Source organism: Nostoc sp., assembly GCF_036916985.1.
Lineage (GTDB): Bacteria > Cyanobacteriota > Cyanobacteriia > Cyanobacteriales > Nostocaceae > Nostoc.
On the sequence record NZ_JBALFD010000071.1, the window covers coordinates 103,288 to 117,388 of the forward strand.

Annotated in this window: 13 protein-coding genes; 10 read left to right on the forward strand and 3 right to left on the reverse strand. The window is 42.9% G+C overall.

Annotated elements, in window-relative coordinates:
- The first annotated feature begins 59 nt into the window (after positions 1 to 59).
- The 7 genes from V7L07_RS24050 (at position 60) to V7L07_RS24080 (ending at position 8,644) form a co-directional block, all read left to right on the forward strand.
- On the forward strand, positions 60 to 2,570 hold the full coding sequence (locus V7L07_RS24050; protein WP_335061349.1) for a BamA/TamA family outer membrane protein: 2,511 nt from the start codon (positions 60 to 62) through the stop codon (positions 2,568 to 2,570).
- A 217-nt stretch (positions 2,571 to 2,787) separates the two neighbouring features.
- On the forward strand, positions 2,788 to 3,654 hold the full coding sequence (gene lpxC / locus V7L07_RS24055; RefSeq protein ID WP_335061350.1) for a UDP-3-O-acyl-N-acetylglucosamine deacetylase: 867 nt from the start codon (positions 2,788 to 2,790) through the stop codon (positions 3,652 to 3,654).
- A gap of 81 nt (positions 3,655 to 3,735) precedes the next feature.
- A complete protein-coding gene (gene fabZ, locus V7L07_RS24060; protein WP_335061351.1) occupies positions 3,736 to 4,266 on the forward strand; it encodes a 3-hydroxyacyl-ACP dehydratase FabZ in 531 nt (176 codons plus the stop codon).
- Positions 4,267 to 4,576: 310 nt separating this feature from the next.
- Complete coding sequence (gene lpxA / locus V7L07_RS24065) at positions 4,577 to 5,395, forward strand: acyl-ACP--UDP-N-acetylglucosamine O-acyltransferase (protein ID WP_292853903.1); 819 nt, start codon at positions 4,577 to 4,579, stop codon at positions 5,393 to 5,395.
- Between the two features lie 132 nt (positions 5,396 to 5,527).
- Positions 5,528 to 6,739 (forward strand): lipid-A-disaccharide synthase, encoded by a 1,212-nt coding sequence (lpxB, locus tag V7L07_RS24070; RefSeq protein ID WP_335061352.1) that lies wholly within the window; start codon positions 5,528 to 5,530, stop codon positions 6,737 to 6,739.
- Between the two features lie 79 nt (positions 6,740 to 6,818).
- The gene (locus tag V7L07_RS24075) at positions 6,819 to 8,102 is read left to right on the forward strand and encodes a DNA cytosine methyltransferase (protein WP_335061365.1); all 1,284 of its coding nucleotides are present in this window, start codon (positions 6,819 to 6,821) and stop codon (positions 8,100 to 8,102) included.
- Between the two features lie 167 nt (positions 8,103 to 8,269).
- The gene (locus V7L07_RS24080; RefSeq protein WP_335061353.1) at positions 8,270 to 8,644 is read left to right on the forward strand and encodes a hypothetical protein; all 375 of its coding nucleotides are present in this window, start codon (positions 8,270 to 8,272) and stop codon (positions 8,642 to 8,644) included.
- Between the two features lie 239 nt (positions 8,645 to 8,883).
- Here V7L07_RS24080 and V7L07_RS24085 read toward each other — a convergent pair whose 3' ends face one another.
- Entirely contained in the window at positions 8,884 to 9,225 is a 342-nt protein-coding gene (locus tag V7L07_RS24085) for a hypothetical protein (RefSeq protein WP_335061354.1), read from the reverse strand.
- Positions 9,226 to 9,406: 181 nt separating this feature from the next.
- Positions 9,407 to 9,919, reverse strand: a complete 513-nt coding sequence (locus V7L07_RS24090) for a hypothetical protein (RefSeq protein WP_335061355.1) — start codon at positions 9,917 to 9,919, stop codon at positions 9,407 to 9,409.
- Positions 9,920 to 10,162: 243 nt separating this feature from the next.
- Here V7L07_RS24090 and nfi point away from each other — a divergent pair, with 243 nt between their 5' ends.
- The 3 genes from nfi (at position 10,163) to V7L07_RS24105 (ending at position 13,663) form a co-directional block, all read left to right on the forward strand.
- Entirely contained in the window at positions 10,163 to 10,828 is a 666-nt protein-coding gene (gene nfi / locus V7L07_RS24095; RefSeq protein ID WP_335061356.1) for a deoxyribonuclease V, read from the forward strand.
- Between the two features lie 107 nt (positions 10,829 to 10,935).
- Positions 10,936 to 11,487 carry an FHA domain-containing protein gene (locus V7L07_RS24100; protein ID WP_335061357.1) on the forward strand — a complete coding sequence of 184 codons (552 nt, stop codon included), beginning with the start codon at positions 10,936 to 10,938 and terminating at the stop codon, positions 11,485 to 11,487.
- A gap of 217 nt (positions 11,488 to 11,704) precedes the next feature.
- Complete coding sequence (locus V7L07_RS24105) at positions 11,705 to 13,663, forward strand: FHA domain-containing protein (protein WP_335061358.1); 1,959 nt, start codon at positions 11,705 to 11,707, stop codon at positions 13,661 to 13,663.
- Here V7L07_RS24105 and V7L07_RS24110 read toward each other — a convergent pair.
- Positions 13,655 to 14,101, reverse strand: a 447-nt coding sequence (locus tag V7L07_RS24110; RefSeq protein WP_335061359.1) for a hypothetical protein, incomplete at its 5' end; no start/stop codon positions are given. The genes V7L07_RS24105 and V7L07_RS24110 overlap by 9 nt on opposite strands.

A 14,101-nucleotide genomic window follows, 5' to 3' on the forward strand; every position in this document is an offset into this window, starting at 1 on the left:
TGAGGGCATTATTGCCTTGTAATCTTGTGTGTGTGGTCGTGAAGAGGAATATAAGTAAAATGCGTTTATCTCCCGTATTGCTGGCAGTAGTGGCAATTGCAGCCCCTTTGGGTGGCTCATTGAGTGCAAATGCCGAAACCGCCAACAGTTCAAAACAGACAACAGAAGTTTTGACACTAGAAACAAACCAGCAGCCAGAAAAAGACACTGGTCAGCTTAACTCTAGTAAAAGTCTAGAATCTCTATCTAAATCCACAGGGGTTATGGAAGGGGAGCGTCCCCAATCCCGCGTTATCGCAATTTATCCTGCCAATCCAGCAGCGATGCCTGCGGCAGGCTACGCCTACGCAACCCCAGGGGTAAAAGTGTCAGCCTCTACAACACCAAAAACGGCACAAACCTCTCAACTCAATCCCAGCCCTACTCAACAGCCGTCTCCCGCTCCAGAAATTCAACAACCAGCGCCTTCCCCAACTCCTGAGACAACTTCAGTCCCAGAAAATGTCAATCCACCGACAACGGAACCTTTATTACCCACAACTCCAAAACCATCAAGTACTCCAGACATTCCATTCCCAGATAATCAACAAAGAACACCCGCACCACGCCCAGGTGCTACTCCCAGTCCGCAGAATGTTAACCCGCCGACAACTCCGGGAAATACTCAACCCAACACAGCCCCAGAAGCTAATGACCCCCGCGTACTGGTGTCGGAAGTACTAGTTAGATCGCAAGCTGGGCTTCTATCACCAGAACTAGAAAGCCAAGTTTACAAAGTAATTCGTACCCAACCAGGGCAAACCACAACCCGCAGCCAACTGCAAGAAGATATTAACGCCATTTTTGGTACTGGCTTCTTCTCCAACGTCCAAGCAACGCCAGAAGATACCCCCTTGGGAGTGCGAGTCAGCTTTGTGGTGCAGCCTAACCCTGTTCTCAGCAAAGTAGAAGTGCAAGCCAATCCTGGCACTGGTGTCGCTTCTGTACTACCAGCTAATACTGTGGATGAAGTCTTTCGAGAGCAGTATGGCAAAATTCTCAACTTGCGTGACTTGCAAGAAGGCATCAAGCAGTTAAACAAGCGGTATCAAGACCAAGGTTACGTGCTAGCAAACGTGATTGGAGCGCCACAAGTCTCTGAAAACGGAGTTGTTACCTTGCAAGTAGCAGAAGGGGTAGTAGAAAATATTAGAGTCCGGTTCCGCAATAAAGATGGTCAAGAGACAGACGAGAAAGGACAACCGATTCGGGGACGGACACAAGATTACATCATTACACGAGAAGTAGAACTGAAGCCAGGACAAGTATTCAATCGCAACACAGTACAAAAAGACCTACAGCGTGTGTATGGGCTGGGACTGTTTGAAGATGTGAATGTGTCCCTTGACCCTGGTACTGACCCTAGCAAGGTAGATGTAGTAGTAAATGTAGCTGAACGCAGCAGCGGTTCTATTGCAGCTGGGGCAGGGATTAGTTCTGCTAGCGGACTTTTTGGAACAGTAAGCTATCAACAGCAAAACCTGAACGGTAGGAACCAAAAACTGGGCGCAGAAGTACAGGTGGGAGAACGAGAACTGCTGTTTGACCTGCGGTTCACAGACCCTTGGATCGCAGGAGATCCTTACCGAACTTCTTATACAACTAATATTTTTCGCCGCAGTTCCATTTCATTGATTTTTGATGGCAAAGATCGGGATATTAGGACATTTGATCCAGCTAATCCCACTAATACAGATTCTCAGGATCGTCCCCGTATTCTCCGTGTAGGTGGTGGTGTCACCTTTACCCGTCCCCTGTCCTCCAATCCTTACAAAACTTCCGTTTGGACTGCCTCAGCGGGTTTACAGTATCAACGAGTTTCTGCCCGTGATGCCGATGGCAATCTTGTAAAAACAGGAGGGCTATTTGATAGTAATGGAAATCCGATCGACCAGAATGGAAATGGTGTCACACAACCAATCACCACTCAATTAACCAAGTCTCCAGGAGGTGAAGACGATTTACTCCTGTTGCAACTCGGTGTACAGCGCGATCTCCGTAATAACCCTTTGCAACCCACCAGGGGTTCTTATCTCCGTTTCGGGATTGATCAGTCAGTCCCTATAGGACTAGGCAACATTTTACTCACCAGATTACGGGGTAGCTACAGTCAATATTTACCCATCAAGTTGATTAGCCTCTCGAAAGGGGCACAAACTCTAGCATTTAACTTGCAAGCAGGAACAGTTCTTGGTGACTTACCTCCCTACGAAGCTTTTACTCTTGGGGGTAGCAACTCCGTTCGGGGTTATGACGAAGGAACATTAGGTAGTGGACGCAGTTATGTGCAAGCATCAGTAGAGTATCGGTTCCCAGTTTTTTCAGTAGTCAGCGGCGCACTATTTTTTGATGCTGGTAGTGACCTGGGAACTAGTACTCAAGCAGCTGAATTGTTGAACAAAAACGGTACTGGCTTCGGATATGGTCTTGGCGTTCGCGTCCAGTCTCCACTGGGGCCAATTCGCATTGACTACGGTATCAACGATGTGGGTGATAGTCGGATTAATTTCGGTATTGGTGAAAGGTTTTAATTTGTCAATTAGTCAGTTGTCATTAGTCATTAGTGAATCACAATTGGACAAAGGACAAAGGACAAATGACAATTAACTTTTTTGGATTAGCTTGCTAATTTTTACATTTACCTCAATACTGTTCCGATAAAGGGATTAATGAGATTTTTCGGGGAATATCAGGGATTTTACCAAAACAGATGATGAATACTAAAGGAAATATATTGACTTTTCGGCTATGCAGCAGCACACTCTAGCAGCCCAAATCACCCAAATAGGGGTGGGACTGCATAGCGGTGTGAATACCCAAGTGCGGATACTACCTGCTGAAGCGGGAAGTGGACGCTACTTTGTGCGGGTAGATTTACCAGATTTGCCAATCATTCCAGCCCAAGTTGCAGCAGTTAATCACACCGTTCTCTCAACTCAGTTGGGTAAGGGTGAGGTGTCTGTTCGCACAGTAGAGCATTTGTTAGCAGCACTTTCGGGTATGGGCGTGGATAATGCCCGGATTGAAATTGATGGGCCAGAAGTCCCACTTTTAGATGGTTCAGCAAGTGTGTGGACAGCCAACATTGCCCAAGTTGGCTTAGTATCACAACCCGTTAATAACCAAGTTCCCTTGGCTATTACAGAACCCTTATGGATCTATGAAGGAGATGCTTTTGTATCTGCCCTCCCAGCACCAGAAACCCGGTTTAGTTACGGTATTGATTTTGATCTACCAGCCATTGGTAATCAATGGCATAGTTGGTCACTAACAGCTGAACAAGGAACAACTTCTGCTAGCTTTGCTGCTGAAATTGCTCCTGCGCGTACTTTTGGGTTACTGCATCAAATTGAACACTTACAAAAAACAGGGTTAATTAAAGGTGGCAGTTTGGATAATGCACTCGTTTGTGGGCCTGAAGGCTGGCTAAATCCACCATTGAGATTTGCAAATGAGCCAGTACGTCATAAAATCTTGGATTTAGTAGGAGATTTAAGTTTACTAGGAACTTTTCCTCGCGCTCATTTCTTGGCGTATAAAGCCAGTCATAATTTACACATTCAACTGGCTCAAAGAATTTTAGACTTGGGATTTGGGATTTTAGATTCAAACTAAAGCCTAAAGTCTAGGATTAATAAGACTTTGGATATACGGCTGCCTACTCAACTTTCAGATGAAAAATCAACTACACGGCCAATGTCAATCCTCACTGAAGTGAATACGATCGATACAACTACACCTACATCTACCGAATCACTGGCTATAAATGAGACTACAATCAGTTCTGAGATTAAAACAACTTTCACATCTGAAGAAATTCAGAAATTACTACCCCACCGCTACCCATTTTTACTTGTAGACAAAATAATTGACTACGTTCCAGGTAAAAAAGCTGTTGGTGTTAAAAATGTCACTATCAATGAACCCTATTTTCAAGGACATTTCCCTGGGCGTCCACTGATGCCAGGGGTGTTAATTGTCGAAGCAATGGCACAAGTTGGGGGCATTGTCCTAACTCAAATGTCTTCGGTAGAAGACAGACTGTTTGTCTTCGCTGGTATCGATAAAGTCCGCTTTCGTCGCCAGGTCATACCGGGAGATCAACTAGTAATGACGGTGGAACTGTTATGGGTAAAACAACGTCGTTTCGGTAAGATGCAAGGTCGTGCCGAAGTTGAGGGTCAACTTGCTTGTGAAGGGGAATTAATGTTTTCTCTAGTTAACTAAAAGTTTGCTTTCGTGGTGTGGGCATAGCCGTGAAATGCCCCTACTGAATTCTGAAAAAGGATAACAGTCAAAAAATCCACAGTAGCATCTGATAATTTCTTGATTTTTGCCGCCCTCTCTATGAGACGCACTCACAAACACACTTAACTTGCTTTGCCCGGCACTTTCGTTCACTGAAAATACTTCACTCTCAACAATGTCAGTCGCCTCGATGGGACGGCAGTTGGTATAACTCTTTTTAGCAGAGTCATACGCTGCCCAGAAACCCGGCCCGGCGCTGGCTTATCAAGACAGTTCTGGAGATTCACCCTTGAAAACGCTAATTCATCCAACTGCTGTAATTCATCCGAAATCGGAACTCCACCATACAGTGCAAGTCGGTGCCTATGCTGTGATTGGAGCGCATGTCAAAGTGGGCCCTGAAACAATAATCGGCGCTCATGCAGTGCTAGAGGGGCCTTGTGAAATTGGGGCGCAAAATCAGATTTTTACAGGTGCAGCCATCGGTATGGAACCCCAGGATCTCAAGTTTGTGGGAGAACCAACCTGGGTCAAAATTGGTGATAACAATTTGATTCGTGAGTACGTTACTATTAACCGCGCTACTGGTGCTGGTGAAGCAACGGTAATTGGTGATGGCAATCTACTGATGGCTTATGTCCATGTAGCTCATAACTGCGTGATTGAAGACCAAGTAGTGATTGCTAACTCTGTGGCTTTGGCTGGTCATGTTCATATAGAGTCACGCGCTAGGCTGAGTGGAGTTTTAGGTGTCCACCAATTTGTGCGTATTGGTAGACACGCAATGGTGGGAGGTATGGCACGTATTGATCGGGACGTGGCCCCATATATGCTGGTAGAGGGAAATCCGGCGCGGGTGCGAACCCTCAACCTTGTCGGACTCAAACGGTCTGGTATGGATTCAGCAGATTTACTGACGCTGAAAAAAGCCTTCCGCATTCTCTACCGTTCTGATTTGTCTTTTAAGGATGCCTTGGAAAAGTTGGAATTTTTAGGGGATAGCGAAGAGTTGCAGCATCTACGCCGTTTTCTACTACTTTCTCAGATGCCAGGAAGACGTGGCTTAATTCCCGGTAAAGGTAAAAAAGGCGTGAGTGATGAATCGTGAATTAAAAGTTAGGAGTTAGGAGTTATGAGTTATGAGTTGATAAATTTAATTTTTAACTCTTTACTCCTGATTCCTAACTTTTAACTGCTAAATCCTCACTTTGAATTCCTAAATCCTCACTTTAATTATCAAATGCGGATATTTATCAGCACTGGCGAAGTATCTGGCGATTTACAAGGGTCGCTGCTAATTTCAGCGCTGAAGCGTCAAGCTGTGGCGATTGGGTTGGAATTAGAGATTGTAGCGCTGGGAGGCGAAAAAATGGTAGAGGCTGGGGCAGTTCTGCTAGGTAATACTAGCAGTATTGGCTCAATGGGTATTCTAGAAGGGCTACCTTATGTTTTACCGACCCTCCAGGTGCAACGTCAAGCGATCGCTTCCTTAAAGCAAAATCCACCTGATTTAGTGGTACTAATCGACTATATGAGTCCGAATCTGGGAATTGGGACTTACGTGAAACGGCATTTACCAGATGTACCTGTGGTCTATTACATCGCTCCCCAAGAGTGGGCTTGGTCGCTCAATGTGCGTAATACTAACAGGATTGTTGGTTTTACAGATAAGCTGTTGGCAATTTTCCCACAAGAAGCCCGTTACTTTCGTGAGAAAGGGGCAGAAGTGAGTTGGGTAGGTCATCCTTTGCTTGACCGGATGCAGGACGCTCCCAGCCGGGAAGTAGCCCGTGCAACCCTGGGGATTGCACCAGAAGAGATTGCGATCGCACTCCTCCCCGCCTCTCGCCGGCAAGAACTAAAATATCTTTTACCAATTATTTTTGAAGCTGCCCAAACTATTCAAGCTAAATTACCTGAAGTTCGTTTCTGGATTCCCCTGTCGCTGGAAGTCTATAGACAACCAATTGAAGAGGCTATTAAGCGTTACGGTTTACGGGCTACAGTTCTATTAGCTCAACAAAAGGAAGTTTTTGCTGCGGCTGATTTAGCCATTAGCAAATCTGGTACTGTCAACCTGGAACTTGCTTTGTTAAACGTGCCGCAAGTTGTAGTTTACCGCCTCAGTTCCTTAACTGCTTGGATAGCTCGTAAAATCCTCCAAGGTTCTATAAGCTTTGCATCGCCACCTAATTTAGTAGTGATGAAGCCGATTGTGCCAGAATTTTTACAAGAGGAAGCTACGGCAGAAAATATTATCCAAGCAGCAATGGAATTACTACTCAATCCCAGTCGCAGAGAGCAAACTTTGTTAGATTATGAAGAAATGCGGCGGTGTTTAGGGGAAGTTGGGGTGTGCGATCGCGCTGCTCTAGAAATTTTGCAAATGCTGTCGGGGACTGGGGATCGGGGACTGGGGACTGGGGACTGGGGACTGGGGACTGGGGACTAGGAAAATTTTGTATATTTGTATATTTAATATGCCATACCCAATACCCAATACCCAATACCCAATCCCCCTTAGAGGTATCATGGCTTATGAGATGAAAAAACAAAGAGCGATCGCAGTTGATTTGTTCGCTGGCGCGGGTGGTATGACTCTTGGCTTTGAACAAGCCGGTTTTGATGTGCTAGCCTCTGTGGAAATTGACCCGATCCACTGTGCAACACATGAGTTTAACTTCCCTTATTGTTCAGTGTTATGTAAAAGTGTTGTGGATACAACCGGGGAAGAAATTAGGAATCGGTCTGACATTGGCGATCGCGAGATTGATGTGGTAATTTGTGGCTCACCATGTCAAGGATTTTCCCTAATTGGTAAACGGGCTGTTGATGACCCCCGAAATTCTTTGGTGTTTCACTTTCATCGGCTGGTTTTTGAGCTAAAACCGAAATTCTTTGTGATGGAAAATGTTCGGGGGATCACAGTTGGTGAACATAAACAAATCCTCCAAACCTTAATTAGCGAGTTTAGAATTCACGGTTATCAAGTAGAAGAAAATTACCAAATTCTCAACGCTGCAAATTACGGAGTACCCCAGTCTCGTGAGAGATTATTTCTGATAGGTGCAAGGGAAGATGTAGAGTTACCAAGATACCCTCAGCCGATTACTAAACAAGCGCTGCTAAATAATTTAACTTCTAAAAAAATATCTCATATTCCATCGAGTCCTACAGTCTGGGATGCAATTAGAGATTTACCTGAAATAGAAAAATATCCTGAATTATTAACAAGAGATTGGGTTGTAGCAGAATACGAAAAACCTAGTAAATATGCTCTTGTACTTCGTGGTCTTAAGTGCCTAGATGATGATTATTCTTACAAACGGGAATATGACTTACGAATACTTTCTTCAAGTTTAAGAACAAAACATTCTGCGGAAACTATTAAACGTTTTCAGGATACTCAACAAGGCGAGAGAGAAAAAATTAGTCGTTTTCATAAGCTACATCCTGCTGGTGTCTGCAATACTTTAAGGGCCGGAACAGACAGGTATAGGGGTTCTTTCACATCTCCAAGACCGATTCATCCATCTACACCCCGGTGTATCACCGTCAGGGAAGCAGCAAGATTGCATTCTTACCCCGATTGGTTTAGATTTCATGTAACTAAATGGCACGGATTTCGGCAAGTTGGTAACTCTGTACCACCGCTACTAGCAAAGGCTGTGGCATCAGAAATTATTCGCAGTTTGAATATTTCGCCTTTTAAGCCAAGTTCGCGATACAAGTTGGGAGAGGAAAAGCTATTACAATTTAATATGTCGCAAGCGGCGCAATATTATCAGTGTGATTGTTTAATTAAGCAGATGTAGTGTAGCAGATACCAGATGCAAATTAAAATGTATAGTTTAAATAATCAATAATACACACTCATTCTTTTCAAAACGTTGTTTTTATATGTTAAAAGTGGGTTTAACAGACATTTCTTCTATGCAGCACTTTCCTAACATTTTAATTTGGAGTTAATTAAACTCTCGTTATGTCAAATGAAGATTGGTACAATATTAAGAGTGCTTACGAGTATGTATTAGAAAAAACATCAAGACATACCTATTTAGTTTACATGCCTTGGTTAATTGACCAAATTATTGAATCCAAGTTTATTTCATTTTTTGCAACGGTGTCGCATATGAACCTCATTGTACACCCAAGTATTGACTTAAATTCTAAGCATCATCGTATTGCAATTTATCCAAAAGCTAGTTGGTTTACACTCCACTATAGTTACTATGACTTAAAAGATATATATAGATATGATGAATATAAGGTTGTACTTGAAGATGTAGAAAATATTCTCTGGCAGCTAATGGAACGTCTTGATAAATGGAAAGTGAAAAATCTTCTTAATGATTAGCTATATAGTTAACAAAAAGGTTTGGCATTAACCAGCCACCATTACTATCAAGACTACTTTGAATGTTTGAAGTATTGCAGCTGTGTTCAGGCACTAAAAAAACTCCTAACTTACTGCTTCTCGGAATGTATCAGTTTGAAGTAACACAGTCGGCAATTTTGAAGTCACTGGTGAGGGTGTAACTAATATAGACTTTGATGGTATTTGTGTTGGAATTTTAGAGGTTAGCGGAAGTATTTCTACGAACTTGGAAGAAAAGTATTTCTACCTATTTCTGGTGTCTGAATTTCTGAGATAAATCTACTAATGAGCAAGTGTAAGCAGTGATGAGTCAAAGAAATTATAGGAATTGGAGATAGGATCAACAATATTGTAAATATAGCAAATAAGTCAGGACTGTTTAAAAAATATGTGATTCGGTAGCCTAACTCTCCAGGATTTTTGAGTATAAAGATAATAGCGCTCAAAAATAGATTCAAAACTAATGCTTTTAACCAAGAAGTAGGATAAGGAAACCATAAAGGCCAGTAAAAAGTTTGTAGCTTTTGCTTAGGAGCTTCCTGAGTATTTGGCTGTTTCATAACCAATAAATCTAAAAAACTAAGATAATATCTTCTATATCAGGATTCCCTATTTACAGGTAAAAGCAACATTTTCAAAATCTAGCCCTATGTTTAAAATTTAGATAGATTTATTAAAATTATTACAAAAGCCCTGATTTTCAACTCTCTCTCTTCACCTCTGCGTGAGGCAAATTAAACATTAACGTTCCTTTGTAATCACAGAAGTACCATTACTAATACTTACTCTTTGAATAAAAGCGTTAGTAGAACATGATAAAATATCAGTGCTGATTTGATTAGCAATAAATTCAAAATCTTGGTTTGTTAATCCCTGTGCAGTATCGCCACTTAAGTTAATACAAATAGTTAAATTTTGAGGATTAGTAGAAGACTCTACCGCTTCTATTTCAGCTTCTTCTATGCCCAAATCAAACTCTTTACTCCAATCTGGAAAATCCTTACCTGTTTGTTGTCCATAAACTTTGACTATTTCAACAGATGCAGCCCCTAAGGCTGTTAAACCTTTGCGGATAAATGCAACTAAAATTTGCTGATTTAGTACTTGGGTAGATTCTAGTATTACCTCTAAGCAAGCATCCTTAAAGGCAACTTTTGCATTGATCCTTTTGGGGTGTAGGTGGCGGTTCATCAGAGATGCGATCGCATCTGCATCTCCCTGCTTTGCAAGTTTGAGAATATTTGGCTGTGTCATAACCACTAAAAGAAAAATCTCGGAAAATAAACTTATATTCTCAGGATTCCCTCTTGACAGCCTTAAGTAACATTATGATGCAAAATATCAGCTAATCTGAGCTAAAATATTTAGTATAAAGATAGTCTTTACACAGATTTTTACAAAAATTATATTTCCCCTAGACCAACATCAAAAACTAGTGTTTTTGTGCTTGCCAAATTAACAGAATTAATATTAATCAGTTTACTTCCAATTTTCAATATGAAGTTTTATCGAGATCATGCTTGGCCATCGACGTTAGAAGAAGCGATAGTTATCCAAGAAGCGCTACGAGATCGAGTAATTACTGAGGATCAACTGCAAGAACCTATCCAGTATGTTGCTGGAGTAGATATGGGTTTTGAAGCTAATGGAACCATTAGCCGTGCAGCTGTCGCCGTATTGAGTTTTCCTGATTTGCAAGTAATTGAGACAAGCCTAGCACATCGTCCTACGACCTTTCCTTATGTTCCTGGGTTTCTCTCATTTCGGGAAATTCCAGCCGTTCTCGATGCCCTAGAAAAGATTAAAACAACACCTGATATCATCTTGTGTGATGGTCAGGGAATTGCTCATCCCCGCAGATTAGGTATAGCTAGCCATTTGGGTTTACTTATAGATATGCCGACAATTGGTGTAGCTAAGTCCAGGTTGTTAGGGAAACATGAAGAATTGGCAGAAACCAAAGGCAGTACGCAACCACTGATATATGAGGGTGAAACCGTTGGGGCAGTTTTGCGATCGCGCACAGCAGTAAAACCTCTATACATCTCCAGCGGCCATCGAATTAGCTTACCGACAGCCATTGACTATGTATTACGCTGCACGCCAAAATATCGGCTGCCAGAAACTACACGTATTGCTGATAAATTAGCGTCGGACAGATAAAGCTTGTTGAAGTTTTTTCTAAATACTTGCTTCCACCTACTCAATCGTGTTAGGAATCGCACAGGAAGATGTTGAAGTAGCTAAATACGATTTACAAAGTTAGAACAATGAACGCACTAACTTTACAGTGGCACGATGCAGGTCAAGATAAAACTCAGAACATTTACGAGCAACAGCCAAGTCAAAATCCTGGCACTGTCCGCATCGGTCGCGACCCCCTCCGGTGCGATATTGTTCTGAGTCACCCTACTGTCTCTGGACTACACGTTGAAATCTTTTTTCATCACCAGCAGCAGCGCTTTTATATTAGGAATTTGCGATCGCAAAATCCCCCCGTTGTCGATGGACGGCAATTAGTCCAAGGTGAAATGCCTTTAACTGAGGGCACTATTATTACTTTGGGACAAATAAAACTCAATGTTACTAACGTTTCGACGGGTAGCATTCCAGCAACAATTTTGTTGCCACCCCATCCACCAGTAAACATCGGACATCACCACCATCCACCAACACCCTCCGCGCCACTGCCAGCAGGAGTTTATGGTTTAGAATGCCCCAAATGTCATAAAGTTTCCCCAGGAGAGAATCTACAAATTGGTTGTCATTGGTGTGGGACATCTTTAGCTGCGGCTGTGAGTGTTTTGGTAGCAAGGAATTAGGAGTTAGTTATACCAATTCTGTATGAAGATGCGCTAAACCATGTTTAAGTACAAGAAAGGAAAACGAACCGCAAAGGACGCAAAGGACACAAAGTAAAGAAAGAAGTTAAAAGGGTTTGGCGCAGCCTCACAAAGAAATGGTATTAGGAGTTAGGAGTGACAAGTAGAGACTGGAGAAGAGTTTTTTCCATGCCCAATGACAAATGACCAATGACAAATGACAAATGACTTACAAATCCAATTGAGTTGGGAAGAACCAGCGACAGGTGAACAGCGAGAACCAAGGTTGAATATACCGATCGCTTTTGGTCGAGAATTTGCTCGTTTACCTGCTGAACTTAAGGGAGTGCGCGTTTCTCGGATGCTGCTTAACAGTAACGAAGTTTCTCGCTACCATGCCCTAATTGAGTGGGAACAAGACCATCTAGTGGTGATTGATCAAGGCAGTGTTAACGGTGTCTATGTCAATGGTCAACCACAAACGCGGAGTGTCTTGGCTAATGGCGATACGTTGCAAATTGGCCCCTATTTAATAACGGTGACATTTGTTGCTAACGCCTCTGCACCAGATACTAGCCCCCCTTCAACGATTCGCTTTAATGCAAATACCAATCTTCCAGACCCCAGCTTGCCTGTAGTCCAGCCGTTAACGCCTTTGACAAGTAATTTCCCGCCATTGGCATTTCAAGCACAAAAGGTTGCTGTGCAAGCACTTCATGCTACGGGATTGCCAGTAGATGAATCTGATTATCTAGCGATCGGGGCGGGATTGGGTAGCTTTTTATGGGCTGATTTGCTGCGAATTAGTGGTGTACGTGCTGACAAAATTGTGGCTTTGGGATTAGAGGCAGAACCTTATGCCCGTTACAAGCGCCTCTGTTTGAATTCGCAAATTCCCTTATATGAAAGACTGCGTTCTAATTCTGACTCTTGTCCTGATAATATTTGGGGTTGGCCTAGTTATGCCTTGCGAGAAGCTTGGGGAGACTTAGCCAAGGGAGAGATAAAGTCAGCATTCAAGTATCTATGGCAAGTGTTTGCTGAACCAACATTTGCCGAAACTTATACTCCCCGTGCGGGTAACGTCTTTGATTCCATAGATAGGGAGACAAAGCGTATTGGCTGGAATCAAATTTATCGCTATGGGCGAGTTAGAGGAATTCGCAAAACTGATGATGGCAGATATTGCGTAGCCTATTCTCGCGGCCCTGGAAATTATGCTTTTTTAGTTAGTCGTTATTTACATTTAGCTACTGGGTATCCAGCAATTCAGTTTCTCCCTGATTTGCAAGCTTATAGGGAAAAATATCAAGACTTTAAATCTGTGGTCAATGCTTATGAAGCCCACGATCATGTTTATGAACAACTAGAGCAACATGGTGGTACGGTATTGATTCGGGGGCGGGGAATTGTGGCTTCGCGGATTGTGCAGCGGATTTATGAAGCCAGAAAACGAAATCGGAATATTGCAGTTTTGCATTTAATGCGATCGCCTAAACCCCAAGGTAACAAATTTCAAAAAGCCACGCGCCTAGTCAAAAATCATTACGAATTTCAACCTTTTAACTGGCCGAAAGCCTGTTGGGGCGGCGAACTCCGGGCAATGTTAGAAAAAGCTAGTCCCGATGAACGCAAACGTTTACTAGCAGACTGGGGTGGAACTACCACCGCCGACCGCCAAGACTGGCAGCAAATTACTGCCCAAGGGTTAAGCGAAGGTTGGTATCAAATTACCTTCGGTGAGGTACTGGATGTAGAACGAGATGCCCAAAACCGGACTATTACCCGTATCCGAGAGCAAAGCTTTGGGGAAATGAAATTGCTAGCTGACTTTATTGTTGATGCTACTGGACTAGATGCCAAGGTAGATACCAATCCCCTACTAGCAGATTTGGTGAAACATTACAACCTCCCAGTGAATCATCTGGGGCGATTGACTGTAGCGAACAATTTTGAATTAGTAGAAATGCGTAGTGATAGAGGTCAAATGTATGCGGCTGGGGCGATTACTTTAGGTGGCCCTTATGCAGCAGTTGATAGTTTTTTGGGCTTGCAATACGCCGCATTAGTCGCCGTTGATGGACTTGCCGCCGCCCGTGCTACTGGAGTTCAAAAGTTGAATGTTGTAAGTTCCTTTAGTCAGTGGTTGAAGTGGGTGTTAAATCAGTCACCTTAGTATTAGGGGGCATGGGGCAGGGGGCAGGGGGCAAGGGGCAGGGGAGATAGAGTATTTATCTGGCTGTCTTGAGTAGCAAATCCCAACATTGAGGATAAAAGGTGTAACCTTGAAGATAAAAGGCTCAACGTTGAGGATAAAAAGCTCAATGTTGAGGATAAAAAGTGCAACTTCGAGGATAAAAGGTGCAACTTCGAGGATAAAAGGTGCAACTTCGAGGATAAAAGGCTCAACGTTGAGGATAAAAGGTGCAACGTTGAGGATAAAAGGTGCAACTTCGAGGATAAAAGGCTCAACGTTGAGGATAAAAGGTGCAACTTCGAGGATAAAAGGCTCAACGTTGAGGATAAAAGGTGCAACGTTGAGGATAAAAGGTGCAACTTCGAGGATAAAAGGCTCAACGTTGAGGATAAAAGGTGCAACTTCGAGGATAAAAGG

Excerpts from the sequence above, each read along its gene's own strand:
- V7L07_RS24050 (WP_335061349.1), top strand. The coding sequence starts at position 60 with ATGCGTTTATCTCCCGTATTGCTGGCAGTAGTGGCAATTGCAGCCCCT.
- lpxC (WP_335061350.1), top strand. The coding sequence starts at position 2,788 with ATGCAGCAGCACACTCTAGCAGCCCAAATCACCCAAATAGGGGTGGGA.
- fabZ (WP_335061351.1), top strand. The coding sequence starts at position 3,736 with ATGTCAATCCTCACTGAAGTGAATACGATCGATACAACTACACCTACA.
- lpxB (WP_335061352.1), top strand. The coding sequence starts at position 5,528 with ATGCGGATATTTATCAGCACTGGCGAAGTATCTGGCGATTTACAAGGG.
- V7L07_RS24075 (WP_335061365.1), top strand. The coding sequence starts at position 6,819 with ATGGCTTATGAGATGAAAAAACAAAGAGCGATCGCAGTTGATTTGTTC.
- V7L07_RS24080 (WP_335061353.1), top strand. The coding sequence starts at position 8,270 with ATGTCAAATGAAGATTGGTACAATATTAAGAGTGCTTACGAGTATGTA.
- V7L07_RS24085 (WP_335061354.1), bottom strand. The coding sequence starts at position 9,225 with ATGAAACAGCCAAATACTCAGGAAGCTCCTAAGCAAAAGCTACAAACT.
- V7L07_RS24090 (WP_335061355.1), bottom strand. The coding sequence starts at position 9,919 with ATGACACAGCCAAATATTCTCAAACTTGCAAAGCAGGGAGATGCAGAT.
- nfi (WP_335061356.1), top strand. The coding sequence starts at position 10,163 with ATGAAGTTTTATCGAGATCATGCTTGGCCATCGACGTTAGAAGAAGCG.
- V7L07_RS24100 (WP_335061357.1), top strand. The coding sequence starts at position 10,936 with ATGAACGCACTAACTTTACAGTGGCACGATGCAGGTCAAGATAAAACT.
- V7L07_RS24105 (WP_335061358.1), top strand. The coding sequence starts at position 11,705 with ATGACAAATGACTTACAAATCCAATTGAGTTGGGAAGAACCAGCGACA.